Below are 23,668 nucleotides of genomic sequence, written 5' to 3'. Positions count from 1 at the left end.
AGTCCTCTCCGGAAACACCACGGGGGAGCAGTCCCTGACGGACGGCTCCCCCGCGTTGCTTCACATCTGGATCCTACGTCAGGCCACCTGTGCTCCGGCGCCGCTCTGCCGCGCCACTTCCCGCGGCTCCGGGTACACCGCGCGCTGGGGCGTGGTGATGCGGATGACGCCCAGCTTGGACAGCACGCGCATCACCTGCCACGTGGGGTCGATTTCGAAGGCGCGCGCCGCGAAGTTCGGGCTGCTGCCGTACTTGTGGTGGTTGTTCTGGAACAGCTCACCCATGCACAGCACGTCCACCGGCAGCGTGTTGCGCGACTTGTCGGCGCCCTTGAAGTTCCGGTAGCCGTACTTGTGCCCGCACCAGTTCACGATGGCGCCGTGCACCGGCCCCATCACGAAGTGGATGGGCAACAGCAGGAACATCCAGGGCGACGTCGCGAACGTCACGTAGAACGCCGTGTACAGCGCCACCCAGCCCAACACCGCCCACCAGGACTGGCCCAGCGTCTCGTCCACCAGCTTCCACTCCGGGAAGCCACCGTCGAAGCGCGGCTCCGGCTGGATCTTCCGCGTCACGAGCCCGGAGTAGCGCTCCTTCGTGTGCCACATCATCCGCAGCACGTCCTTGAAGTAGTGCGGCGAGTGCGGATCCTTCTCCGTGTCCGAGTACGCGTGGTGCTCGCGGTGCAGGATGGCGTAGGCGCGCGGCGACAGGTACGACGAGCCCTGCACCAGGTAGGTGAGCAGGTGCATCACCTTCTCCGTCCGCGGACCCATGCTGTACATCCGGTGCGCCGCGTAACGGTGCTGGAAGAAGCTCTGGAAGAAGACGCAGAGCAGCCAGTGACTGATGAAGAAGATGATGATGGCCATGACTCTCCCGTGTTTACAGACACAGGGCTAACACCCCCCCTGTCACGGCAATGTCAGCGCTCCCCATGTCACCGGCACCGTCTCCCCATCCCCCCTCCACAGCGGACGCACGCCACTGAGCGTCCCCCTCCCCACGCCTGTCCGCTGGTGGATAAGGCGCGGTGCGGCCAGCCATTCATCTCCATCTCCCGTGTCGCACCGCGACGTTGCGGGCCGCCCCCGGGGAGGGCAGAAGGGCATGCGGCGCGTCACCCTCAGTGCGCCCAGGAGCCTTCAACCGTGGATCGGGCCACCCTCGTCGGACTCGACAAGCAGCATGTCTGGCACCCCTACACCGCCATGGAGGCGTACATCGCGAAGACGGATCCGCTCGTCATCGTCCGGGCGGAGGGCGTCTGGCTCCATGACGCGGACGGACGGCGCTACCTGGACGCCAATGGCTCGTGGTGGGTGTCCACCCTGGGACACCGCCACCCGCGCCTCGTCCGCGCGCTCACCGAGCAACTGGGCAGCCTGGCCCACGTCTCGCTCGCGGGCATCACCCACGGCCCGGCGGCCCGGCTGGGCGCGGAGCTGACCGCGCTGGCCCCGGGCGCGGACCGGGCGGACGTGCCCTCGGCGCAGAAGCTGTCGCGCGTCTTCTATTCGGACAACGGCAGCACCGCGGTGGAGGTGGCCATCAAGATGGCCGCGCAGTACTGGGCGCAGAACGGCCGGCCCCGCCGCACCCGCTTCATCACCCTGACCGGCGCCTTCCACGGCGAGACCATTGGCTCCACCAGCGTGGGCGGCGTGCATGAGTTCCGCGACGTCTTCGGCCCGCTCCTCTTCGACGTGGTGCACGTGCCGTCCCCCGCGGAAGCCGGAGGCCACGCGCGCGCCCTGGAGGAGCTGAAGGCCGCGCTCGCGGCGGATCCGGACGGCATCGCCGGCGTCATCCTGGAGCCCGTCATCCAGGGCGCGGCGGGCATGTGGATGTCGTCGCCGGACTTCGTGCGCGAGGTGCGCGCGGCCACCCGCGCGGTGGACACCTTCCTCATCGCCGACGAGGTCTTCACCGGCCTGGGCCGCACCGGCGCGCGCTTCGCGGTGGACCTGGCCGGCGTGGTGCCGGACCTCCTGTGCCTGGCCAAGGCGCTCAGCGGGGGCCTCATGCCCTTCGCCGCCACGCTCGCGTCCGAGCGCATCTTCCAGGGCTTCCTGGGGGCGAAGGACCGGGCGCTCTATTACGGGCACTCGTACTGCGGCAACCCGCTGGGCGCGTCCGTGGCGCGCGAGGTGCTGGCCGTGTACCGGGACGAGGACGTGCTGGGTCAGGTGCAGCGCAAGGCGCCGCGCGTGAAGGCCGCCTTCGAGCGCATGGCCGCCACCCTCCCCGGACTGGAGCGCCCGCGCGCGGTGGGCATGGTGGGCGCGGTGGACCTGGGCGGCGGCGGCTACTTCGCGGACAGCGGCTGGCGCGTGTACGAGGCCGCCCGCCGCCGCGGCCTCTACCTGCGCCCCATGGGCAACACCGTCTACATCGCGCCCGCGCTCACCATCCCGGACGCGGACCTGGACCTGCTGCTGCAGGGCGTGGAGGACAGCCTGCGCGAGGTGGCGGCGGGCTGAGGCGGCCCTTGCTGGCGGCGCGTGCCGGGAAGCCCCCTCCTGCTTCCCGGTGCCACGCGGACCTTCCGCGTGCGCATCCGTTGGGGCAGGCGCCGTGCCGGTGCCGTCTCCTGGAGGAGGGAATCGCCGTGACACTCGAAAGCCATCGCCCGCAGACAGGCCCCAGCCTGCCCGCCGGGCTGACGCCGGACAGCGTGGAGCTGTTCCGGGCGCAGCTGCGCGGCGCGCTCATCCAGCCGGGGGACATCGACTACGCGGAGGCGTGCCAGCTGTACAACGCGATGATCCACAAGCGCCCGGCCATGGTGGCCCGGTGCGCGGACGTGGCGGACGTCATCGCCGCGGTGGCCCTGGCCCGCGAGCGCAAGCTCCCCCTGGCCGTGCGCGGCGGCGGCCACAACGGCGGTGGCCTGGGACTGGTGGACGACGGGCTGGTCATCGACCTGTCGCGCATGCGCGGCGTGCGCGTGGACCCGGAGGCCCGCACGGTGCGCGTCGCGGGCGGCGCCGTCTGGGGGGACGTGGACCACGCCACCCACGCCTTCGGGCTCGCGGTGCCCTCCGGCATCATCTCCACCACGGGCGTGGCCGGGCTCACGCTGGGCGGCGGCCTGGGCTACCTCACGCGCCGCTTCGGCCTCACCATCGACAACCTGCTCGCCGTGGACATGGTGCTCGCGGACGGCCGCTTCGTCACCGCGAGCGCGGACAAGCACCCGGACCTGTTCTGGGCGGTGCGCGGCGGAGGCGGCAACTTCGGCGTGGTGACGTCGTTCCTCTTCCGCGCCAACCCCGTGGACATCGTCGTCGGAGGCCCCACGCTCTGGCCCCTGGACCGCGCGGTGGAGGTGATGCGCTGGTACCGCGAGTTCCTCCCGGCCGCGCCGGAGGAGCTCAACGGCTTCTTCGTCTTCATCACCGTGCCGCCCGCGCCGCCCTTCCCGGAGGAGCTCCACCTCCAGAAGATGTGCGGCATCGTGTGGTGCTACACGGGCCATCCCTCGCGCGCGGATGAGACGTTCGCGCCCGTGCTGGCGATGCAGCCCGCGCTGCACGGCGTGATGGCCATGCCCTTCCCCCTGTTGCAGACCGCCTTCGACGCGCTCTATCCGCCGGGGCACCAATGGTACTGGCGCGCGGACTTCGTGCGCGAGCTGCCGGACGCGGCCATCGAGCGCCACATCTCCTTCGCGCAGCGGCTGCCGTCCATGCAGTCCACCATGCACCTGTACCCCATCGACGGGGCGGTGCACCGCGTGGGCCCGCATGACACCGCCTTCCGCTTCCGCGATGCGCGCTGGTCGGAGGTCATCGTCGGGGTGGACCCGTCACCCGAGCGGGCGGCGGACATCACCACCTGGGCGAAGGAGTACTGGAGCGCGCTGCATCCGTACTCGGCGGGCGGCGCCTACGTGAACTTCATGATGGACGAGGGCCAGGAGCGCGTGCGGGCCACCTACGGCGACAACTACCCCCGGCTGGTGGACGTGAAGCGGAAGTACGACCCGGAGAACCTCTTCCACGTGAACCAGAACATCCAGCCAGGCCCGGTCCAGCCCCCGAGCGTCAAACACTGAGGGCCCGGGCTCAGGCCTGGACCCTGGGCGGGAGCGGCAGGTCGATGATGAGGGTGGCGCCCTGGCCGGGGGCGCTCCGCAGGACCAGCTTGCCAGGGTGGCCCTCGACGATCTGCCTGGCGATGAAGAGGCCCAGCCCCAGGCCGTGCACGGAGCGGGGCGGGCCGCCGCGCTCGAAGCGCTCGAAGACGCGGTCCTGGTGCTCCTGCGGGATGCCCGGGCCGCCGTCCGACACGGAGAGGATGAGCCGGTCGCGGTGCCTCCTGAGCCCGATGTCGAGCGCCGTGCCCGGCGCGTACTTGATGGCGTTGGACACCAGGTTCGTCAGCGCCTGCTGCACGCGCGAGCGGTCCCACCACACGCGCAGGCCCAGCTCCGCCCGCAGCTGGAGGACGCAGCGGGCCTGCTCCATCTGCTCGTGGAAGACGTCGAGGACCTCGTGCACCAGCTCCATCGGGCCGCTCTCTTCCATGTGGAGCTCGAGCTTGCCCGAGCGGATGCGTGAGACGTCCAGCAGCGAGTTGACCAGCTCGAGCAGGCGCAGCGCGTTGCGGTGGGTGAGCTCCTGGCGCGCGCGCTGCGTCGGCGGCAGCGGCGCGTCCATGTCCGCGAGCGACTCCTAGGCGCGCACGCTGACGACGGCGTGGGTGACCGTGGCCTGGAGCTGTTCGTAGAAGTTGCGGTAGGCGTCATCCAGGGCGCGCCGGGGGCTCATCCGCCGCCTCCGGACTCCACGCGGTGCCCGGGGGCAGGCCCATGCCGGACACCCACCGGACGCGCGGGGCGGACTCATCGCGGCGGTAGAAGAAGAGGAAGGGGACGTGTCGAGCACGGTGTCCGGCTGCAACTGCGTCAGCGCGGCGCCGATGTCCTCCACCGCCTTCACGTTGCCCAGCAGGGCGGACAGCTCGCGCAGCGTCTGCGTGCGCCGCGCGCTGAGCAGCTTCTCCGTCACCTCCGCGATGGGGTGGAAGAGGCCGCCCACGCCCCCGGACTCGTCGCGGATGGGGCTGAAGGAGAAGGTCATGAAGGCCTCCTCCAGGTAGCCGTGCCGGTCCAGGAACATGCGCTGGTTCTCGATGGAGGAACCCGTGCCCGTGCCCGCCTTCTCGAACACGGGCCCACCGCCGCCAGCGCCGTGGCCCAGCACTCGCGGAAGCGCTGGCCCATGGACTCCGGGGGCTTCGCGCCGCAGATGGGGCGGTCGCTGTCGTTGGAGAGCTGCACGCGCTCCGGCCCCCACGCGATGAGGATGGGGAAGGTGGAGGACAGGCACAGGCTGACGGTCGTGCGCAGGCTCTGCGGCCAGGTGTCCACCGGCCCGAGCGGCGCCTCCGGTGTGAGCTTGCTTGCTTCACTCCCGGGTGGGGTGGTGGGGACCGCCCCGTGCGCGACTCAGGGGGACGGGCGAGGCTGCCGCTTCTCGCGGACATGCCGCACCGCGAGCACCACAAGCAGGGCGGCCACGCCGGCCAGCGCGATGAAGTGCTCCACGCGGCCCACGCCCCTGGCCACGCGGTCCACGCTCGCGGACCCCACGTAGCCCAGCATCACCACCAGGGGCGAGCTCAGGCACAGCGCCAGCCCGTCCCAGAAGAGGAAGCGGCGCAGGGGCATCCCTTCCGCCGCGGCCATGGCGAACACCGGGACGCGCAGCACGGACATGAACCGGCCGAAGAAGACGACCCGGGAGCCGTGCTTCGCGTACAGCCGCTGGATGCGCTCGCGGCGCTCGGCAGGGAAGAGGCGGCGGGTGCGCCGGTGCGTGTACAGGGCGTTCCCCAGGCGGCGCGCCGTGAGGAAGAGGACGGTGTCCCCGCTGAGCACGCCCGCGAAGCACAGCGCGAGGGCGACCGGCAGCGGCATGGCGCCCCGGTGCGACAGCACGCCCGCCGCCAGCTGCACCACGTCCTCCGGGAACGGCAGCCCCAGCCCCCCGGCCACGAGCACCAGGAAGATGAGCGGGACAGAGCCGTGCATCAGCAGGAGCTGGAGGGGGGAGTGGCTCATCAGGGCTCGGGGAGGACGGCCGCGGCGCGGCGCTCCTGGCGGAAGAGGAGGACCTCGCGGACGATGATCTGCACGGTGGCCGCCACGGGCACGGCCACCACCGCGCCCACGATGCCCGCCAGCTCCACGCAGAAGAGGACCGCCAGCAGCGTGAGGAGCGGGTTGACGTGCACGGTGCGCTTGAACACGAGCGGCGCCATCACGTTGCCCTCCAGCTGGCCGTAGAGGAGGAAGTAGATGAACACCGCCAGCGCCTTCCACAGGCCGCCGGTGGCCAGCGTGAGCAGCGTGATGATGCCGCCCGCGACGATGGGCCCCGCGTAGGGCACCAGGCTGGAGAAGCCGCTGACCACGCCCAGGGGCAGGTAGAAGGGCATGCCCAGCACCGCCAGCATGGTGGTGGTGAGCGTGGCGTTGATGGCGCAGATGAGGGTGATGCCGGACAGGTAGCCGCCCGTCGCGCTGTAGATGTTGCGCAGCACGCGCACGTAGCGCAGGCGGTGGTCGGGGCGGGCCAGGTCGAGCAGGCGCTTGAGCACGCCGCCGCCGAACACCAGCATGAACACCACCAGGAAGAAGACGGTGACGATGCCGCCCAGCAGGCCCACCACGCCGCCAATGGCGCTCATCAGGAGCGAGGGCAGGGGGCCGGCGAGCGCGGGCGTGGCCTCCTCCAGCCGTTCATTCCAGCCCAGGCTCTGAAGCCGCTGGTTGAGCGCGCGCAGGAGTCCGGTGGCGCGCACCTGCTTCCACAGGTGCGGCCACTGCGTCACCAGCGCGTCCACCTGCTCCACCAGGTTCGGAATCACCAGCAGGCCCAGCGCCACGATGGCGATGAACAGCGCCAGCAGCACCAGGGCGATGGCCATCCACCGCTTCAGGCCGCGCCTCTCCAGGCGGGACACACCGTGCTCCAGCGCCAGCGCGATGAGCGCCGCGATGCCGGTGAGCGTGAGCGCCAGGCGCGTCCTGGCCACGAGCACCACCAGGACCAGCACGCCCAGCACCCCGAAGCACACGGTGAGCACCGTGCGGAGCGACACCTGGGACTTCGATTGCGGTGGGACGACGGATTCGGACACCGGCAGGGCTCCCGGGACGGGCCACCGGCTTCGGGCCCCATGTCTTGCGGATGCGTCCTCCCGGGCCTGTCGGCAACCACCGGCATCCACCAAGTGCGCGAGTGGGCGCCGCGCGCGGCCCAAGCGTCCTGCGGGTGACACCCGGCCTTGGCGAAGGGACGTTGCCGGACGCAATCACCGGCCGTGTGGTTCGTCACCCGGGCAGCCCCGAAATGCCCGGCCTGGCCGCCGGGCCGTCCGTCCCCCCGCGGACAGGTGCGCGTCCGGCATGCGACGGCGCCGCGCTTGGGCGTCCGGCACCTGACGCGCCGGGACGTCTTGGAAAAATGGGACTGCGCGGTTTGCCGGGTCCGAGCGTCAGACGAGGGTGGGAACCTTCGTGGGAAGGGACTTTCGCGGGCCGGAGAGGACACCATGAAAAAGACGGGCGAGCAGGAGTTGGAAGGGGTGCGGCGCGAGGCCCTGGAGACCGAGGCCCGGTGGCGTGGCCTGGCGCAGAAGCTGGCGGAGCTGGGCGGCGAGGAGATGGACGCGCAGCTCCTGGTGACGTTCCGGAGCGCGCGGGACGCGGGCGCGGTGCCGCCGGACGCGGGCTTCTTCCTGGTGGCGCACATCCTCACGGCGATGGCGGACGAGGCCATCGCGGAGGATCCGCGCGTGCGGATGCGGGCCCGGGAGCTGGACGCGATGGAGCGCTCGTACGGCCTCACCAGCGAGGGCTGGCCGGAGGGGGAGCTGCCACCGGAGGAGTGGGAGGCGCTGTGCGTGGAGTACGAGCGGGCGTGTGATGAAGCGCGCGCCGCGTTCTTCCGCGCGTACGGCGAGGAGGAGATGGCGCGGCTGTACCTGGATCAGCGCGTCACCTTCCACCATCGCTTCGAAAGTGGACGGCGCTTCTTCCACGGGCTGCCCATGCTGCCGACGCAGCTGCACTGAGCGGGCGGTTCGTTAGACTCTGCCCCGGTGCTTTTCGGGAGGCGGCGGATGCGAGCGGCAACCCTGGCAGTGGCGGTGGGCTGTTGGATGTGGGGCGCGCTGGCGTCCGGGGCGGTGCCCGCGCCCGCGAGGGTGGAGGTGAGCGCGACGTACGACGCGCTCCAGCGCATGGTGCGCATCCGCGAGGTGTCGCTGTCGCCGGACGGCACGCGGGTGGCCTGGGTGGAGTCGGTGCCGGGGACCGAGGACGCCGCGCGGCTCCAGGTGCGGGAGCTGGCGCATCCGGAGCGGGCGCCGGTGCGGGTGACCGCGTCGGATGACGGCGCGCCATGCGCGGAAGGGTCGCTGGCGTGGAGCCCGGACGGCCGTCAGCTCGCGTTCCTGTCCACGGCGGGCGAGGGCCGCGCGCGGCAGCTCTACGTGGCGGACGCGTCTGGAGCGGGCGGGCCCGCGCGGAGGCTCACCACGGTGACGGGGGTGGTGGCGGCGCCGAAGTGGTCGCCGGATGGGAGGTCCGTGGGGCTGCTCGTCATCGAGGGCGCGGAGGACGCGCTGGGGCCCCGGGGCCCGGCGGCGCGAGAGACAGGCGTGGTGCAGGCGTCTCCGCCGGTGAAGCGCTTCGCGACGGTGACGGTGGAGGACGCGAAGCTGCGGCTCGTGTCGCCCGCGGGGCTGTTCATCCACGAGTACGCGTGGAGCCCGGACGGCGCCCGCGTGGCGGTGGTGGCGTCGCAGCCGCCAGGGGATGCGAACTGGTGGACCGCGCGGGTGTACGCGGTGGAGGCCGGGTCGGGGGAGACGTCGCTGTTGCACGTGCCACGGTGGCAGGTGGCGAAGCCCGCGTGGAGTCCGGATGGCAGGCAGCTCGCGTTCATCGAGGGCCTGATGAGCGACGAGGGCAGCACGGGGGGGGACGTGCTCGTGGTGTCGGTGCCGGAGCGGCTGGCGGCGAAGGTGCGGTTGGGAGAGAAGGCGCGGCTGCCCGCGAAGGTGCCGCCCGCTCGCGACGTGACGGAAGGGATGAAGGCGACGGCCACGGACCTCTTCTGGCCCAAGGCGGAGCGGCTGGTGTTCGCGGCGCAGGCGCAGGGCGAGGCCGCGCTGATGGCGGTGTCACCGCGCGGCGGCGAGGTGACGACGCTGTGGCGGGGGCCGGAGCACGTGGCGGTGTCGCTGGGGAGGGACGGCGTGACGAGCGCGGTGGTGCGCGACGCCATCACCCAGGCGCCGGAGGTATGGGCGGGGCCGGTGGGGGCGTGGAAGCAGGTGACCCGCCTCAACGCGGATGTGCGCGTCACGGTGGGCGACGTGCGCAGCGTGACGTGGACGCGCGAGGGGCAGTCCGCGCAGGGCTGGTTGGTGTTGCCGGTGCCAGACGCGTCTGGCCGCAAGGCGCCCATGGTGACGGTGGTGCACGGGGGGCCCGCGGCGGGCGTGTTGCCGGGGTTCAATCCGCAGGTGGTGCTGTTCGCGGCGCGAGGCTACGCGGTGTTCATGCCCAACCCGCGAGGCAGCTACGGCCAGGGTGAGGCGTTCGTGCAGGCGAACCGCCGCGACTTCGGCTACGGGGACTTCGACGACGTGCTGGCGGGGCTGGATGCCGTCTTGGCGTCAGCGCCGGTGGACCCCGCGCGGCAGGGCATCACGGGGTGGAGCTACGGCGGCTTCCTGACGATGTGGGCGGTGACGCGGACGCAGCGCTTCCAGGCGGCGGTGGCGGGCGCGGGCATCGCGAACTGGCAGAGCTATTACGGCACGAACCACATCGACACGTGGATGCTGCCGTACTTCGGGGCCTCGGTGTACGACGAGCCGGAGGTGTACACGCGCTCCTCGCCCATCAACGGGGTGAAGCAGGTGAAGGCGCCCACGCTGGTGTTGCACGGCGAGCGGGACGTGGAGGTGCCCGCGTCGCAGGGCTACGAGTTCTACAAGGCGCTGAAGACGCTGGGGGTGAAGACCCAGCTGGTCATCTACGCGGACGAAGGCCACGGCCTGCGCAAGCCCGAACACCAGAAGGACCGGCTGATCCGCACGCTGGACTGGTTCGACGAGAACCTGCCGGCGGCGGAGCCGAAGCCGCGGGTGCGTGCGCCCGCGCGTTGATCAGGGGCCGCCGCGGAGGCCGGGCTCGCCGGGGGCCACGAGCGAATTGAGCACGTGGTCGCGCCACTGTCCGTTGATGAGGAGGAAGTCGCGGGCGTAGCCCTCGGGGATGAAGCCGAGGCGGCGGAGGACGGCGGCGCTGCGCAGGTTCTCCGGCAGGTGGTTGGCCTGGAGCCGGTGCAGGCCCATGGCGCTGAAGGCGAAGTCGCAGAAGGCGCGGAGGGCTTCGGTCATGAGGCCCTTGCCCTCGTGGCGGTGATCCAGGCCGTAGCCCAGGTCCGCGGCCTGGAGCGGCCCCCGGCGGATGTGGGCGAGCGTGGCGTTGCCGATGACGGGAGAGAGCGCGAGAGGCTGGCCTCTGGGGAGGAGGAAGACGCGCAGGGACACGTCATGGCGGAAGTCTTCGCGGTCCTGGGCCAGGCGCGTGCGCCAGTAGGCGGTGGAGAAGAAGGTCGCCGGGCGGGCCGGAGACACCGGGCCCAGGTGGTCCTTGTTGGCCACGTGGTACGCGAGCACCCGCTCCGCCGCGTCAGGCGGCAGCAGCATCAGGTGCAGGCGCTCGGTGGTGAGCAGGACGGGCGACTTGTCGGTCATGGCGGAGCCGGGCTTCAGGGGTTACGCGCCCCCCTTTAGGACATGCGTGCCTGAAGCACGGAAAGAAAAAGGTCTCCATCCAAGCGGGATGGAGACCCTCGTGCGCAAGGCGCGCGAGCGTGCGCTACTGCCCGTGGTCCATGGGCTGCTGGGGCACCTGCTGCTGCGCGGAACCGTCGCCCGTGCCCTGCTCGGGCTGGGGGCTCTGGTGGTCGATGCCCGCTCCGTGCGGCTTCGCCTCCGTGCCGCTGCCGCCCACGCCTCCCGTGCGCGACGGCTGCGCTCCCGCCACGTTGCGCTCCACGACGATCTCCACGCGGCGGTTGTTCGCGCGGCCTTCCGCCGTGCTGTTCGAGGCCACCGGGCGGCTCTTCCCCATGCCCCGGATCTCGATGCGGTCCGCCGGGACGCCCTGGTTCACCAGGAAGTTCTTCACGCTCTCCGCGCGGCGCTCCGACAGTTGGTCGTTGTACTCCGCCGACCCTCGCGCGTCCGTGTGACCCTCGATGAGCAACGGGCTGTTCGACTGCTTCAGCGCCGTCGCCACGTCCGACAGCCGGTCGCGCGCCGCGGGCAACAGCTCCGTCGCGTTCGTCGCGAACAGCACGCTGCCCGACAACGTCACCACCGTGCCGCGCGCCTCCTCGCGCACCTTCAGGTTCTGGTCCTGAAGCCGCGTCAGCGCCTGCGACGCGCGCTGCTCCGCCTGAAGCCGCGCCTGTCGCTCCTGCTCCAGCTCCTGCGTGCGCTGCTGGAGCTGCTGGTTGAGCTCCGCCAGCCGCTGCGCCTCGGCCTGCTGCTGCTCCGTGCGCCGCTGCATCTCCGCTTCCAACTGCTGACGCTGCTGCGCGTCCGCCGTGCGCAGGCGCTCCGCCTCCTGCTGGCGCTGGGCGTCGTACTGCTGGCGCTGCGCCTCGTACTGCTGACGCTGCTGCTCATACTGCTGGCGCTGCTGCTCGTACCTCGCGCGCTCCTCCTCCTGCTGACGCGCCAGCAGCTGCGCGCGCGACTCCTGCTCCTGACGCAGGAGCGCCTCGGCCTGGGCCCGCTGCTGCGCGGCCAGGTCCGCCTCGCCGCGCGCCTGGGCGATCTCCGCCTTGCGCAAGGCCACGTACGCCAGCGAGCGCGTCTTCACCGAACCCTTGCTCTCCGCGTACTCGTTCTCCGCCTCCTGCAGGGCCGCCCGGGCCGCCGCCACGTCCGCGGGGCGCTCGCGTCCCTCGGGGCTCCTGGCCACCTCGTGGTAGGCTTGGCGCGCCGCGGTCAGCTCGCTCGGCGGCGGACCATGGGCACACCCCACGGAGAGCGAGGTGACTCCCGCGACCGCCAACCATCCAAGTTTCCAACGCTGCATGACTCACTCCTCACAAGGCTAGAGGTGGGGGACTCACTGACCGCGGCGCAGGGACTCGGCCTGCTCGGAGGCCCGCCGCGCCTCGTCCTTCATGGGCACCGCGCGGGCCAGCGCCGCCGCGAGGTCCGCGTCCGCGGCCGCCTGGCGGAACCGCAGCTCCGCGGCCTCCTGCTCACCGTCCCGCATCAGCCGCTCGCCATCGGCGATCTGCTGGCGCGCGTACTCCAGATGCCGGGCGGCCTCGGGCACCTTCGGCGCCTGCGAGTTCTCCGCCGAGCGGAGCGCCGCCTCCGCCTGGACGCGCTGCTGATGGGTGGACGTAGCAATCACCTGCCTGCCTCCTGCACAGCCAAGGGCCGCGACGGAGAGCAGGGTGGCGGCGAACAGCTTCGGGCGCATGGATCACCTCATGCCGGTGGAAACGCTGGGACGCTCCGGCGCGGCCCAGAGGGAGTCGGCTCAGAAGATGGGCGGTGTGCCCCCCGTCGGCATCGGCGACCCGTCCCCACAAGGCACGCTGGCCAAGGGGGTTGACAGGCGTCGTGTAGGGAACGAGGCGCACAGGCGGGAGACGCCGCGCAGGGCCACTCCCTGGAGCGCCCGAGCACGGGCTGCTGGCCGTGCGGCGGCAGGGACGCTAGAGGGGGGACATGCGCCTGCACCTCGTGGACGGCACGTATGAGTTGTACAGGGCCCACTACTCGCCCCGGCCGGGCACCACCGCGCCGGATGGGCGCGACGTGAAGGCCACGGCCGGCGTGATGGACTCCCTGCTCGCCCTCCTGCACGACGAAGAGGAGGCCGTGACGCATGTGGCGGTGGCGTTCGACAACCCCATCCGCTCGTTCCGCAACGCGCTGTTCGCCGGTTACAAGAGTGACGAGGGCGTGCCTCCGGAGCTGCACGCGCAGTTCGACCTGGTGGAGGAGGCCGTGGCGGCGCTGGGTGTGCGCGTCTGGTCCATGAAGGACCAGGAGGCGGATGACGCGCTGGCCACCGCGGCGGCGCGCTGGGCGGGCGAGGTGGAGCAGGTGCGCCTGCTCACGCCGGACAAGGACCTGGGCCAGTGCGTGCGCGGCCAGCGCGTGGTGCAGGTGGACCGGCGGCAGCAGAAGGTGATGGACGCGGAGGGCGTGAAGGCGAAGCTGGGCGTGGCGCCGGAGAGCGTGCCGGACCTGCTGGCGCTGATGGGCGATGACGCGGATGGCATCCCGGGGCTGCCCGGCTTCGGGGCGAAGGGCGCGGCGGCGGTGCTCCAGGCGTATGGGAAGCTGGAAGCCATCCCGGACTCCGCCGAGGAGTGGACGGTGAAGGTGCGGGGCGCGGACAAGCTGGCGGCGACGCTGAAGGCGCACCGCGAGGACGCGCGGCTGTACCGCACGCTGGCCACCCTGGTGGAGGACGCGCCGCTGCCGGGCACGGCGTCGCTCGCGGACCTGGAGTGGAAGGGCGTGCCGGAAGCGCGCTTCAAGGCGTTCTGTGAAGGATTGGGATTGAAGAGCCTCCAGCGCCGGCCAAGGCGCTGGGCGGCATGAGGAAGACATGAGCATGGAATTGAAGCCCCCGCCGGCGGACGGCTGGGTCCCCACGCTGGACGACACCCCCTTCACCCGCATGGGCGGCGAGGAGGCCGTCCACGCGCTGGCGGAGACCTTCTACGACGTGATGGACGCGGAGGAGCCCGCGCTCGCGTCGATTCACGAGCTGGACGCGCAGGGCAAGGTGAACCGCGGCACGCGCCAGCGCTTCGGCATGTTCCTGGTGGGCTGGCTGGGTGGGCCACAGCACTACAGCGCGACGCACGGCCACCCCCGGCTGCGCATGCGCCACGGCCACCTGCCGGTGGACACGGCCATGCGGGACGCGTGGCTGCGATGCATGCAGAAGGCCATGGACAAGCGCGGCGTCACCGGCGGCCTGCGAGGCTTCCTGGATGACCGCTTCGCGCAGGTGGCGGACTTCCTTCGCAACACGGAAGGGTGAGGTCCTCGGAGTCCAACTGGATACGAATGGCGCCGGCCCGGCGTAGACTCACGCCATGAGCACGCGATTACAGCCGTCCCCCGTCGCGCCTTCTGTCGATGAGCTCGTGCCGCTGTTCGAGGAGGCCTTGCGTGACCCCGACGACTCCGAGCGCGCGCTGAAGGCGGGCCACCTCAATGCCATCATCGGTCAGCTCTCGCAGTCCGCGGATCCGGCGGCGCTCGCGCCCGCGTTGCAGTCATTGCTGTCGAGGGAGGACGCGAAGCGGCTGCTGGACGGGCAGGGCACGTCCGTCAGGATCGCCGCGACCCAGGCCATGCTGAGCCTGTCCTATCCGCACCCGCTGGAGGTCGCTCCGGAGCACCTGGAGGCCTTGCGCCTGCAGCGCGCGTCCGTCGCCCCTCCCGCGCCCAAGGGGCGGATGTTCACGGTGCTGGCCCTGGCGACCCTGCTTCAAGCCGTCTCCTTCGTCCTGGCGGATGACACGCGGCTCATGCTCCACGGGCTCACCGCTGATCAACTGGCGGGAGGAGCCGGCCTGCACCCCCCACCGGTGGATGGCTTCCTCGACAGGTTGGAGATGGTGGCGTGGTGGCCCGTGCGGCCCCTGGTGCCCTGGGTCCAGGTCTTCGGAGCGGCGGCCCTCTATTACTTCGCCACGACCGTCGCGACGACGGTGTGGGACCGAACCCTGGTGCGGCGCGCCTTCCTGGGCCTGGGCGTCCTGGGACTCGTATGGGGCGTGCTCCCCATGCATGTGTATGAGAACTGCGGAACGCTGGTGTCCGCGCTGGGCTCGCTGCTCGCGGGCTGGCTGCTCCGCACGCCGAAGCCCTCCGGATCGGACGTCCCCCCGGCCGCCTGAGCGCCTGCCCGCCCGGTGGTAGCCGCACGGGCGCGGCGCCCCCAACCTCCAGTTTTCACCACCCAGTTGGGGGTTGGAATCCATGCGAACGAACAACGATGTCTGGACGGCTGCGGGCTTCGGCGTCCTGGCCGGGATGCGGAGCCTGACGGCGCCCGCGTTCCTCGCGCAGGAGCTGTCGCGCAAGCCGACGCGCGCACTGAAGCGGGCCCTGCCGGGCCTCACCTCGAAGCGGACGGCGCGGCGTCTGGGCCTCCTGGCGCTCGGCGAGCTGGTGGGTGACAAGTCTCCCGCGACGCCGGCGCGCACCGCCTTCCCCATCCTGACGGGCCGCGTCCTCTCGGGGGCCATCACCGGCGCCGCGGCATCGCGCGACCGCAAGGGCGCGAGGCTTGGCTTCGCCCTCATTGGCGCCGCCGCCGCCATCGCCTCCAGCTACGTCTTCTATGGCTTCCGCCACCTCCTGACGCAGCGGCTGCGGGTGCCGAACGTGGCTGCGGGCCTGGTCGAGGACGGCCTCGCGCTGGCCCTGGGCGCGCGCCTCACCCGGGCGCTGCGTTAGGCACCACCTCGCGGCTCACCCTGGCGCCTTGCCGGCGGTGAGCCGCGCCTCCAACCGCGTCAGCACCGCGTGCTCCGCCCGCGCCCGCTCCGCCAGGGGCGCGAAGAGCAGCCGCGAGCGCAGGCCCATGCCTTCCGTCAATTCGAACTGGCGCAGGTCCTCCGGCAACGCGAGCAGCACCTCGCCCAGCGGCCGCACCCGGTGCAGTTGGTACGAACCCGCTGCCTCCAGCGCGCGCACCACGTCCGCCACGGGCTCCGCGCGGGCCATGGCCTCGCGGGACTGCTCCTCGTATCGCAGGCCCGCCTCCACGCGCTCCTCCAGGTCCGCGAGCACCGCCGCCGCCGTGCGCTGCGCCTCCTTCACCAGCCGCAGCGGATCCAACGCCCGCTCCACGCGCCTGCGCACCGCCGGAGACAGCGCCCGGGCCCGTCCCTCCACGCGCGACAGCACCGCGTCCCGGTAGCTCGCCGCGAAGCAGACCACGAACAGCGCCTCCTCCAGCGGCGCCCGCTCCCGCGCGGCCAGCCCCTCCGACAGCGCGCACAGCCCCTCGCCGGTGAGCACGTACCGCCGTCCCCGGGGCATTCCCTTCACCGGCGCGCTGGTGCTCGCCTCCGCGTGGCCCGCGCGCACCAGCCGCTCCAGCGTCCGCCGCACCTGCGTCAGGTCGATGTCCTGCGAGGGCCGGGTGACGTCGTGCTCCACCCAGTTGGTGAACAAGAGGAAGTAGAAGCGCACGTCCGACACGCGGAAGCCTCCCGCTCGCGCACCCGCTCCATGCGCCGCGAGCAGCGCCGCCTGCACGAAGGTGGCCTGCGTGTCGATGTAGCCCAACCGCGCCGTCAGGGTGCTGTTCCGAGCCATGCCCGCCAGGATGCCAGCTCCATTCCTCCCGTCCCAAGCCTCTCAGGTGACAGTGTCCGTCAGGCATTTAGACATCTCCGGGCGCGTCATTCGTATGAGGAGCCAGCCTGATTTCTCCGAGGGATTTCCATGCTGCCCTGGCTCATCCTCATCGCCGGTTTCTGTCTGCTCATTGAACAGCTGTCCCTGGGGTGGAAGCTGCCCCATGTGCGCGGCTGGCACGTGCGGGTGGTGCTCATCAACCTGGCGCAGGTGGGGGTGGTGGTGCTGGGCGGCTTCACCTGGGACCGGTGGTTCTCCGCGTCCTCGCTCTTCCACCTGTCCCAGCACGTGAACCCGGTGGTGGGCGGGGTGCTGGCCTATCTCATCGCCACGTTCGTCTTCTACTGGTGGCACCGCGCCCGGCACGAGAGCGACGTGCTCTGGCGGTTCTTCCATCAAATCCATCACAGCCCGCAGCGGCTGGAGGTCATCACCAGCTTCTACAAGCACCCGCTGGAGATGACGGCGAACAGCCTCATTGGCGGGCTGCTCGTCTACACGGTGCTGGGATTGAGTCCGGCGGCGGGCGCCATCTACACGGCCTGCTGCGCGCTGGGCGAATACTTCTATCACACGAACATCCGCACCCCGCGCTGGGTGGGCTGGTTCTTCCAGCGGCCGGAGATGCACCGCATCCACCACGAGTACGGCAAGCACAAGAACAACTACGGCGACCTCCCCCTCTGGGACATGTTGTTCGGCACCTACGAGAACCCCGCCACCTGGGACGCCACGTGCGGCTTCGATGACGCGAAGGAGCAGCGGCTGGGGGACATGCTCGCCTTCCGCGACGTGCACCGCTCGTAGGCGGTGGCACACTGGCGCTCCCTTCGCTCCATCCGAGAGGTTGCGCCATGGCCAGCTCGCGTCGGCAGTTCCTGACCCACACCGTGATTGGACTCGCGAGCACCGCTGTCTCCGCGGCGCCGGACGCGGGCACGTCCACGCCGCCGGCCGGTGCGCCGCCCACCTTCGGCGCGGGCCCCACGGTGGGGCCGGAGGTCACCCCCACCACCTTCGCGGAGGCGGAAAAGCTGATGCAGGTGCATCTCACGCCCGCCGAGCGCGCCCAGGCCGCCAGCAACTGGCGCGTGTCCCTGGCCCCGCTGCACGAGCGCCGCGCCGGCCCTCGCAAGCTCGCGCTGGAGCCCACGCTGTCGCCCGCGTCGCAGTGGAACCCCTCGCTGCCGGGGCTCAAGCCCACCGCGCCTCCCAAGGACCGCTTCGTGCGCAGCCGCGCCACGAAGGTGCCGCTGCCCGCGAAGGAGGAGGACATCGCCTTCGCGCCGCTCACGCAGCTGTCGCGCTGGGTGGAGTCGCGCGCCATCACGTCCGAGCAGCTCACGCAGCTCTACCTTGCACGGCTGAAGCGCCACGACCCGAAGCTCCAGTGCGTCATCACGCTGACGGAGGAGCTGGCGCTCCAGCAGGCGCGGCAGGCGGACCGCGACATCGCGGCGGGCCGCTACAAGGGCCCGCTGCACGGCATCCCCTGGGGAGCGAAGGACCTGGTGGACACCGCGGGCATCCGCACCACCTACGGCGCGGAGCCGTTCCGCGACCGCGTCCCCACCACGGACGCCACCACCGTGGCCCGGCTGCACCAGGCGGGCGCCGTGCTGGTGGCGAAGCTCAGCCTGGGGGCGCTCGCGCTCAACGACATCTGGTTCGGCGGTGAGACGAAGAACCCGTGGCTGTTGGAGGAGGGCTCCTCTGGCAGCAGCGCGGGGCCGGGCGCGGCGACGGCGGCGGGGCTCGTGGGCTTCTCCCTGGGCAGCGAGACGGGCGGCAGCATCGTGTCGCCGTCCATGCGCTGCGGCATCACCGGCCTGCGCCCCACCTACGGCCGCGTGCCGCGCACGGGCGCGATGACGCTGTGCTGGTCGCTGGACAAGCTGGGGCCCATGACGCGCGGGGTGGAGGACACGCTGCTGGTGCTCGCGGCGCTCAACGGACCGGACGCGGGCGACGTGGCGAGCGTGCCCGCGAAGCTGGACTTCGACGCGAACGCGCCCGTGAAGGGGCTGCGCGTGGGCTACGTGCCCGCGTGGATGAAGGAGAACCCCGCCACGGACGTGGACCGCCAGGCGCTGGAGACGCTCAAGGGGCTGGGCCTGACGCCGGTGGAGGTGAAGTTCCCCGACTGGCCGTACTCCGCCCTCAACGTCATCCTCTTCGCGGAGGCCGCCGCCGCCTTCGAGGAGCTCACGCTCAGCCACGGCGTGGACGCGCTGAAGATGCAGACGCCGGACGCGTGGCCCAACCTCTTCCGCCAGTCCCGCTTCCTCTCCGCGGTGGACTTCGTCCAGGCGGACCGGCTGCGCCGCAAGGTGGCCCAGGAGATGGCGCGCATCATGTCGCAGGTGGACGTGCTGCTCGTGCCCTCGCTGCGCGACGAGGCCCTCACCATCACCAACCATACGGGCCACCCGTCGCTCACGCTGCGCACCGGCTTCGTGGAGGTGTCCCAGGCCCGCAGCGACTGGGCCCCGGACCCCAAGCGCCCCATGCCCACCTTCGCCACCCCGCGCCGCGTCCCGCACGGCGTGACGCTCATCGGCCAGCTCTTCGACGAGGGCACCCTGGGCCGCGTGGGCATCGCGCTGGAACGGGCCTCCGGCGTCGCCGGCGAGCGCCCGCCCGGCTTCTAGCCACCCGGGTCCCCCGGGCGGGTTTGTTTGACAGGTCAGTCCAGAATCATTACGTAGGGGGCATGGCACGCACGAAGGAGTTCGACCGCGACGAGGCGGTGCGCCGGGCGATGCAGGTCTTCTGGGAGCAGGGCTATGAGGCCACCTCCACGGACGACCTGCTGCGCGCCATGGGCATTGGCCGGCAGAGCATGTACGACACCTTCGGGGACAAGCACGGCCTCTACCTGGAGGCCCTGCGCGCCTACCAGGCGGAGTACAGCGCCAACCTGATGGAGTGCCTGCGCTCCCGCCCGTCGCCCCTGGGCGCCATCCGCGAGTACCTCCTCTCCATCCCCAATGGCACGCAGAAGGTGCGCGCCCGGGGCTGCCTCTTCGTGAACGCCACGGCGGAGCTCGCGCACGTGGACGCGGACGTCGCCACGCTGCTCAAGACCGGAGGCGCCCTGGGCCAGGGCACGCTGGAGCGTGTCGTGAAGGATGCCCAGCGCAAGGGCGAGCTGAACCCCAGGCTGGACCCGGGCGTCGCCGCCACCTTCCTCCTGTCCACCATCAGCGGGCTGCGCCTGAGCGCCAAGGCCGGCACCCCGCCGGAAACCCTGCGCGCCGTCGTGGACTTCGCGCTGGCGGGCCTCGAGGCCCAGTAGCACCCACCGGTTTTCGCCGCGGGAAGCCCCGCGTGACGTCTTCGCATGCCTGAATCTGGATTGTTCAGTCCAGATATTCCGCTGGAAGGGAGCAACACCATGTCGATGGACCGCTACTACCTGTTGGGCCGTTCGGGGCTGCGCGTCAGCCCGCTGTCGCTGGGCACGATGACGTTCGGGAAGGACGGGACCTACGGAGGGCCCTGGGGCTCCACGGAGGACATGTCCCGGACGCTGTTCAACCGCTACCTGGACGCGGGCGGCAACTTCGTGGACACCGCTGACCTCTACACGCACGGCACCAGTGAGACGCTCATCGGGAAGTTCCTGGAGGAGCGCGGCAGCCGGGACCGCGTCGTCATCTCCACCAAGTACTCGTACAACAGCACCCAGCCGGGGGACCCGAACGCGGGCGGCAACAGCCGCAAGAACATGATGCGCGCGGTGGAGGCTTCCCTGAAGCGGCTGCGCACGGACTACATCGACCTGTACCTCCTGCACACGTGGGACCGGCTCACTCCGGCGGAGGAGGTGGTCCGCACGTTCGACGACCTCGTGCGCTCGGGGAAGATCCGCTACGCGGGCCTGTCCGACGTGCCGGCCTGGTACGCGGCGCGCGCGCAGACCTGGGCGGAGGCGCACGCGCTCACGCCGCTCATCAATCTGCAACTCCAGTACTCGCTCGTGGAGCGCAGCCTGGAGCACGAGTACGTGCCGCTGGCCCAGACGCTGGGCCTGGGCATCACCACCTGGAGCCCGCTGGGCGCGGGGCTGCTCTCCGGCAAATACCGGCCGAGCGAGGCCGGCGCCCACGGCGATGGCCGCCTCAACTCCGCCATCGGCGGCAACCAGCTGGGCCTCTTCACCGAGCGCAACTGGCGCATCGTCGGTACGCTGGAGCGCGTGTCGAAGGAGCTGGGCCGGGACATGTCCCAGGTGGCGCTGAACTGGGTGGCCACGCAGCCCGGAGTGGGCTCGGTCATCATCGGCGCCACGAATCCCAAGCAACTGGACGGCAACCTCGCCGCGCTCGACTTCACCCTCCCCGCCGAGCTGCGCCGCCAGCTGGACGAGGCCAGCGCGCCGCCCGCGCCGTTCCCCCACGGCATGTTCACCAATCCCTACCAGCTGAACCTGCACGGCAACGCCGCGGTGGGGGACAAGCCCGCGGGCTACGCGCCGCCGGTCTTCACCGGCGTGGCACCCCGGGCCGGGTAGGGGGCACCCCGCGTCCCCCCGCCCCTGCTCGAGGCCCTGTGACGGGAGGCGGGTGCATGGCGGACGGAACGCGGTTACATCCGCCGCGTGAAGAACCTGGACCTCTTCCTCCCGGAAGCCGCTCCGCGCCCGGCCCCCGTCCCGGCGGGCCCTGGCCCGCTCGACCGGCTGTTGAGGGTGTCGCGCATCTACCTGGAGCCCGCCGTGCGGGAGCACGCGCGCGGGAGGGAGATATTGGCGAGGTACCCGGAGGCGGAGCGGGTGGAGGTGGCCTCTCACCAGCACATCCCCGGCCTCTTCGGCAACGAAGGCAATGTGGAGGCGTGGAACCGCATCAAGGGCAGCACCCTGGTGCTGGGCGTGAAGAAGACGCTGTCCTTCATCGCCAATGACCGCAGCTCGGACTTCATCGCGCCCTCCACGGCGAACGGCTGTGTCATGGCGTGCGCGTACTGCTACGTGCCGCGCAACAAGGGCTATGCGAACCCGGTCACGGTGTTCGTGAACATCGACCGCATCGAAGAGGCCATCCGCAAGCACGCGTACAAGCACGGGCCCAAGCGGGAGCCCAACACCGTGGATCCGCACGCGTGGGTCTACGACATCGGGTGCAACAGCGACTGCGCCGCGGATGCCGCCATCAGCGACAACGTGCGGGACCTGGTGCGGCTGTTCACCACGCTGCCCAACGCCAAGGCCAGCTTCGCCACCAAGCTCGTCAACCGCGAGCTGCTCACCTACGAGCCCCAGGGCCGGACGCGCATCCGCTTCAGCCTGATGCCGCAAGCGCAGGCGAAGCTGTTGGACGTGCGCACCAGCTCCATCGCGGAGCGCATCGCCGCCATCGACGACTTCGTGGCCGCGGGCTACGAGGTGCACCTCAACTTCTCCCCCGTCATCCTCCACGAGGGCTGGCAGGACGCCTACGTGGAGCTGTTCCAGCAGGTGGACGCCGGCATCGGCGAGCGGGCGAAGCAGCAGCTCGCGTGCGAAATCATCTTCCTCACGCACAACGCGGGCCTGCACGAGGTGAACCTGCGCTGGCACCCGAAGGCGGAGGCGCTGCTGTGGCGGCCTGAAATCCAGGAGACGAAGGTGTCCCAGGGTGGCGGCGTCAACGTGCGCTACCGCACCGGCTTCAAGGGCCGCCACGTGGCGGAGTTCCAGGCCCTGCTCGCGAAGCACCTGCCGTACTGCCGGGTGCGGTACGCCTTCTAGGCGCACCGCCCCCGGCGGACCTCTCCGCTCAGTACTCGTGCTGGATGAGCCAGAACACCGCGGTGCGGTGCGACTGGGGGAAGTAGACGATGTAGAGGTTGTGGAAGTCGTGCGCGCCCGGGGCCACCAGCGGGTCATCGTAGAGGTGCGCCACCACGGGCACCTCCGTGCCGTTGCCCAGCTCCTGCGGCAGCACCTGGCCCAGCTCCGGGAACATCCACGCGATGCGGCTCGCGAAGTCCGCGTACGTCAGGTCCGCCTGCCGCGTGAACCGCACGCGCTGGTTGGAGGACAGCTCCGGCAGCGTGGCGAAGGCGCCCTCCACCACCCAGTCCAGCTGCGTGGGCTGCGTGCCCGCGATGGACGGGACGTTGAGCGTCCAGAGCAGCTCGTCGCAGTAATTCTCGCCGGCCTTGCACCGGGTGTGGCCCGCGGCCCGGGCCGCGTCGATGGCGGAGGAGTGGGCCAGCTCCGTGAGCGGCAGCGGGCCCGCGCCGTAGTAGCGCTGGTAGAAGTCCTTGCACACCGGCCACATCCGCGACGTGAAGGCCGCCTCGCCGTTGGCGCACCAGGCCTTCTGGCCAGAGGGCATCACGCACTGGGACACCCAGGCGTCGTGCGCGTCCTGCGCGTCCGTGCACGGGGGCAGCGCCTGCGCGGGCGCCACGCCCTGCGTCTCCACCACGCTCTCGTCACACACCTCGATGCGCGTGGCCACGTCCAGGTCGCACGCGGTGAAGAGGTCGTCCTGCGCGCAGGCGCCGTTGACGCAGCCCAACGCCAGACGGAGCCGCTTGCCCGCGCCCGTGCCGGTGCTCACCACCGCCAGATATTCGCCGCCCTGCGCCAGCGTCAGGTTGGCCACCTTGGACAGCTCGCCATAGCCCGCGTCGTCATCCTGCGCGAGCACCGTGGTGCCATAGCTGCCGTTGGCGTTCTTCGGGCCGTAGATGAACAGGCCCGTGTCCAGGTACATGCTGCTGCCCAGGTGCGTCACCTCCAGGCTCACCCGAGCCCCCGCCGCCACGTTGAAGCTGAAGGACAGGTACTGCGGGTTCGTCGTGAACTGCGTCTGCACCGAGTCGTTCAGCCCCACCGGGCCCAGGTACGCGGTGCTGTCCACGATGTTACCGCTCGCGGGCACTGGCGGCGGATACAGCACGGACTGCGTGCTCGCGCCGACCTCCGCGGGCGCTTCCGGCGAAGCCACCGGCTCCTGCGACGGACCACACGCCGCCACGAACAGCGACGGCACCAGCCACCACAGCCGATTCCAGGCGTGACGCATGAAACACGTCCTTCGTGTCTTGGTGGAAATACAGCTTGAGACACGGAAGCCTGTTTCACATCTGGAGGTAGGCGTTCAAGTCACAACGGGTTCACGAGGCCTCAGGACCGGCCCTGGAACCAGGCGGCGGAGGGCGTGAGCTGGACGCGCCGCCGATGGACGTCCGGCGCGCCGTCCGTCC

General features: G+C 71.1%; 23 protein-coding genes. 13 read left to right on the top strand and 10 right to left on the bottom strand.

Going from position 1 to position 23,668, the window contains the following annotated elements; genetic code table 11:
• Window positions 1–78 precede the first annotated feature (78 nt).
• On the bottom strand, window positions 79–876 hold the full coding sequence (locus tag KYK13_RS36950) for an acyl-CoA desaturase (RefSeq protein ID WP_223639710.1): 798 nt from the start codon (window positions 874–876) through the stop codon (window positions 79–81).
• 279 nt (window positions 877–1,155) lie between these two features.
• On the opposite strand from KYK13_RS36950, the gene bioA reads away from it, so the two are divergent.
• Window positions 1,156–2,487, top strand: a complete 1,332-nt coding sequence (bioA, locus tag KYK13_RS36945) for an adenosylmethionine--8-amino-7-oxononanoate transaminase (protein ID WP_223639708.1) — start codon at window positions 1,156–1,158, stop codon at window positions 2,485–2,487.
• Between the two features lie 128 nt (window positions 2,488–2,615).
• Window positions 2,616–4,064: an FAD-binding oxidoreductase gene (locus tag KYK13_RS36940; RefSeq protein WP_223639704.1), complete on the top strand. Its 1,449-nt coding sequence runs from the start codon at window positions 2,616–2,618 to the stop codon at window positions 4,062–4,064.
• Window positions 4,065–4,074: 10 nt separating this feature from the next.
• Here the strand turns inward: KYK13_RS36940 and KYK13_RS36935 are convergent, their stop codons facing one another.
• The 4 genes from KYK13_RS36935 to KYK13_RS36920 all read right to left on the bottom strand — a co-directional run bounded on the left by KYK13_RS36935 (window position 4,075) and on the right by KYK13_RS36920 (window position 7,156).
• Window positions 4,075–4,668, bottom strand: a complete 594-nt coding sequence (locus KYK13_RS36935) for a sensor histidine kinase KdpD (protein WP_223639701.1) — start codon at window positions 4,666–4,668, stop codon at window positions 4,075–4,077.
• Between the two features lie 15 nt (window positions 4,669–4,683).
• Window positions 4,684–5,181, bottom strand: a complete 498-nt coding sequence (locus KYK13_RS36930; protein ID WP_223639698.1) for a hypothetical protein — start codon at window positions 5,179–5,181, stop codon at window positions 4,684–4,686.
• 278 nt (window positions 5,182–5,459) lie between these two features.
• Entirely contained in the window at window positions 5,460–6,074 is a 615-nt protein-coding gene (locus KYK13_RS36925) for a DedA family protein (protein WP_223639695.1), read from the bottom strand.
• Complete coding sequence (locus KYK13_RS36920; protein WP_223639692.1) at window positions 6,074–7,156, bottom strand: AI-2E family transporter; 1,083 nt, start codon at window positions 7,154–7,156, stop codon at window positions 6,074–6,076. Before KYK13_RS36920 ends, KYK13_RS36925 begins: the two co-directional genes overlap by 1 nt.
• A 414-nt stretch (window positions 7,157–7,570) precedes the next feature.
• Between KYK13_RS36920 and KYK13_RS36915 the strand changes: the two genes are divergently transcribed.
• Together KYK13_RS36915 and KYK13_RS36910 are read left to right on the top strand one after the other, a co-directional pair.
• The gene (locus KYK13_RS36915) at window positions 7,571–8,092 is read left to right on the top strand and encodes a hypothetical protein (protein ID WP_223639690.1); all 522 of its coding nucleotides are present in this window, start codon (window positions 7,571–7,573) and stop codon (window positions 8,090–8,092) included.
• 48 nt (window positions 8,093–8,140) lie between these two features.
• Entirely contained in the window at window positions 8,141–10,198 is a 2,058-nt protein-coding gene (locus KYK13_RS36910) for a S9 family peptidase (protein WP_223639688.1), read from the top strand.
• Here KYK13_RS36910 and KYK13_RS36905 read toward each other — a convergent pair whose 3' ends face one another.
• The 3 genes from KYK13_RS36905 to KYK13_RS36895 all read right to left on the bottom strand — a co-directional run bounded on the left by KYK13_RS36905 (window position 10,199) and on the right by KYK13_RS36895 (window position 12,545).
• Window positions 10,199–10,792, bottom strand: a complete 594-nt coding sequence (locus KYK13_RS36905; RefSeq protein WP_223639686.1) for a GNAT family N-acetyltransferase — start codon at window positions 10,790–10,792, stop codon at window positions 10,199–10,201.
• Between the two features lie 124 nt (window positions 10,793–10,916).
• Window positions 10,917–12,122, bottom strand: coding sequence for an OmpA family protein (locus tag KYK13_RS36900; protein WP_223639684.1), 1,206 nt, complete (start codon window positions 12,120–12,122; stop codon window positions 10,917–10,919).
• Window positions 12,123–12,179: 57 nt separating this feature from the next.
• Entirely contained in the window at window positions 12,180–12,545 is a 366-nt protein-coding gene (locus KYK13_RS36895) for a DUF4398 domain-containing protein (protein WP_223639682.1), read from the bottom strand.
• 251 nt (window positions 12,546–12,796) lie between these two features.
• Between KYK13_RS36895 and KYK13_RS36890 the strand changes: the two genes are divergently transcribed.
• From KYK13_RS36890 to KYK13_RS36875, 4 genes are all read left to right on the top strand, one after another.
• Window positions 12,797–13,681 carry a 5'-3' exonuclease H3TH domain-containing protein gene (locus KYK13_RS36890; RefSeq protein WP_223639680.1) on the top strand — a complete coding sequence of 295 codons (885 nt, stop codon included), beginning with the start codon at window positions 12,797–12,799 and terminating at the stop codon, window positions 13,679–13,681.
• Window positions 13,682–13,688: 7 nt separating this feature from the next.
• Window positions 13,689–14,129, top strand: a complete 441-nt coding sequence (locus tag KYK13_RS36885) for a group II truncated hemoglobin (RefSeq protein WP_223639678.1) — start codon at window positions 13,689–13,691, stop codon at window positions 14,127–14,129.
• A 55-nt stretch (window positions 14,130–14,184) separates the two neighbouring features.
• Window positions 14,185–14,994: a hypothetical protein gene (locus KYK13_RS36880; RefSeq protein ID WP_223639676.1), complete on the top strand. Its 810-nt coding sequence runs from the start codon at window positions 14,185–14,187 to the stop codon at window positions 14,992–14,994.
• A gap of 82 nt (window positions 14,995–15,076) precedes the next feature.
• Window positions 15,077–15,556, top strand: a complete 480-nt coding sequence (locus KYK13_RS36875; RefSeq protein ID WP_223639673.1) for a hypothetical protein — start codon at window positions 15,077–15,079, stop codon at window positions 15,554–15,556.
• 15 nt (window positions 15,557–15,571) lie between these two features.
• Here KYK13_RS36875 and KYK13_RS39165 read toward each other — a convergent pair whose 3' ends face one another.
• On the bottom strand, window positions 15,572–16,423 hold the full coding sequence (locus tag KYK13_RS39165; RefSeq protein WP_304504077.1) for a hypothetical protein: 852 nt from the start codon (window positions 16,421–16,423) through the stop codon (window positions 15,572–15,574).
• A 129-nt stretch (window positions 16,424–16,552) separates the two neighbouring features.
• On the opposite strand from KYK13_RS39165, the gene KYK13_RS36865 reads away from it, so the two are divergent.
• The 5 genes from KYK13_RS36865 to KYK13_RS36845 all read left to right on the top strand — a co-directional run bounded on the left by KYK13_RS36865 (window position 16,553) and on the right by KYK13_RS36845 (window position 22,199).
• Window positions 16,553–17,272: a sterol desaturase family protein gene (locus KYK13_RS36865; RefSeq protein WP_223639670.1), complete on the top strand. Its 720-nt coding sequence runs from the start codon at window positions 16,553–16,555 to the stop codon at window positions 17,270–17,272.
• Between the two features lie 47 nt (window positions 17,273–17,319).
• A complete protein-coding gene (locus KYK13_RS36860; protein WP_223639668.1) occupies window positions 17,320–19,116 on the top strand; it encodes an amidase in 1,797 nt (598 codons plus the stop codon).
• A 62-nt stretch (window positions 19,117–19,178) separates the two neighbouring features.
• The gene (locus KYK13_RS36855) at window positions 19,179–19,763 is read left to right on the top strand and encodes a TetR/AcrR family transcriptional regulator (protein WP_223639666.1); all 585 of its coding nucleotides are present in this window, start codon (window positions 19,179–19,181) and stop codon (window positions 19,761–19,763) included.
• Between the two features lie 99 nt (window positions 19,764–19,862).
• Window positions 19,863–20,981 (top strand): aldo/keto reductase, encoded by a 1,119-nt coding sequence (locus tag KYK13_RS36850; RefSeq protein WP_223639664.1) that lies wholly within the window; start codon window positions 19,863–19,865, stop codon window positions 20,979–20,981.
• Between the two features lie 87 nt (window positions 20,982–21,068).
• On the top strand, window positions 21,069–22,199 hold the full coding sequence (locus KYK13_RS36845; protein WP_223639662.1) for a spore photoproduct lyase family protein: 1,131 nt from the start codon (window positions 21,069–21,071) through the stop codon (window positions 22,197–22,199).
• Between the two features lie 28 nt (window positions 22,200–22,227).
• On the opposite strand, the gene KYK13_RS36840 is transcribed toward KYK13_RS36845, so the two are convergent.
• Complete coding sequence (locus KYK13_RS36840; RefSeq protein WP_223639660.1) at window positions 22,228–23,487, bottom strand: hypothetical protein; 1,260 nt, start codon at window positions 23,485–23,487, stop codon at window positions 22,228–22,230.
• Window positions 23,488–23,668 lie beyond the last annotated feature (181 nt).

Origin of the sequence: Corallococcus sp. EGB (genome assembly GCF_019968905.1) — a bacterium.
GTDB lineage: Bacteria > Myxococcota > Myxococcia > Myxococcales > Myxococcaceae > Corallococcus.
The sequence above is the reverse complement of the archived record's forward strand: the minus strand, read 5'-3'. Positions and strand labels throughout refer to the sequence as shown.

Excerpts from the sequence above, each read along its gene's own strand:
- KYK13_RS36915 (WP_223639690.1), top strand. The coding sequence starts at position 7,571 with ATGAAAAAGACGGGCGAGCAGGAGTTGGAAGGGGTGCGGCGCGAGGCC.
- KYK13_RS36840 (WP_223639660.1), bottom strand. The coding sequence starts at position 23,487 with ATGCGTCACGCCTGGAATCGGCTGTGGTGGCTGGTGCCGTCGCTGTTC.
- KYK13_RS36890 (WP_223639680.1), top strand. The coding sequence starts at position 12,797 with ATGCGCCTGCACCTCGTGGACGGCACGTATGAGTTGTACAGGGCCCAC.
- KYK13_RS36950 (WP_223639710.1), bottom strand. The coding sequence starts at position 876 with ATGGCCATCATCATCTTCTTCATCAGTCACTGGCTGCTCTGCGTCTTC.
- KYK13_RS36865 (WP_223639670.1), top strand. The coding sequence starts at position 16,553 with ATGCTGCCCTGGCTCATCCTCATCGCCGGTTTCTGTCTGCTCATTGAA.
- KYK13_RS36885 (WP_223639678.1), top strand. The coding sequence starts at position 13,689 with ATGAGCATGGAATTGAAGCCCCCGCCGGCGGACGGCTGGGTCCCCACG.
- KYK13_RS36850 (WP_223639664.1), top strand. The coding sequence starts at position 19,863 with ATGTCGATGGACCGCTACTACCTGTTGGGCCGTTCGGGGCTGCGCGTC.
- KYK13_RS36880 (WP_223639676.1), top strand. The coding sequence starts at position 14,185 with ATGAGCACGCGATTACAGCCGTCCCCCGTCGCGCCTTCTGTCGATGAG.
- KYK13_RS36855 (WP_223639666.1), top strand. The coding sequence starts at position 19,179 with ATGGCACGCACGAAGGAGTTCGACCGCGACGAGGCGGTGCGCCGGGCG.
- KYK13_RS39165 (WP_304504077.1), bottom strand. The coding sequence starts at position 16,423 with ATGGCTCGGAACAGCACCCTGACGGCGCGGTTGGGCTACATCGACACG.
- KYK13_RS36925 (WP_223639695.1), bottom strand. The coding sequence starts at position 6,074 with ATGAGCCACTCCCCCCTCCAGCTCCTGCTGATGCACGGCTCTGTCCCG.
- KYK13_RS36910 (WP_223639688.1), top strand. The coding sequence starts at position 8,141 with ATGCGAGCGGCAACCCTGGCAGTGGCGGTGGGCTGTTGGATGTGGGGC.
- KYK13_RS36905 (WP_223639686.1), bottom strand. The coding sequence starts at position 10,792 with ATGACCGACAAGTCGCCCGTCCTGCTCACCACCGAGCGCCTGCACCTG.
- KYK13_RS36895 (WP_223639682.1), bottom strand. The coding sequence starts at position 12,545 with ATGCGCCCGAAGCTGTTCGCCGCCACCCTGCTCTCCGTCGCGGCCCTT.
- KYK13_RS36875 (WP_223639673.1), top strand. The coding sequence starts at position 15,077 with ATGCGAACGAACAACGATGTCTGGACGGCTGCGGGCTTCGGCGTCCTG.
- KYK13_RS36935 (WP_223639701.1), bottom strand. The coding sequence starts at position 4,668 with ATGGACGCGCCGCTGCCGCCGACGCAGCGCGCGCGCCAGGAGCTCACC.
- KYK13_RS36860 (WP_223639668.1), top strand. The coding sequence starts at position 17,320 with ATGGCCAGCTCGCGTCGGCAGTTCCTGACCCACACCGTGATTGGACTC.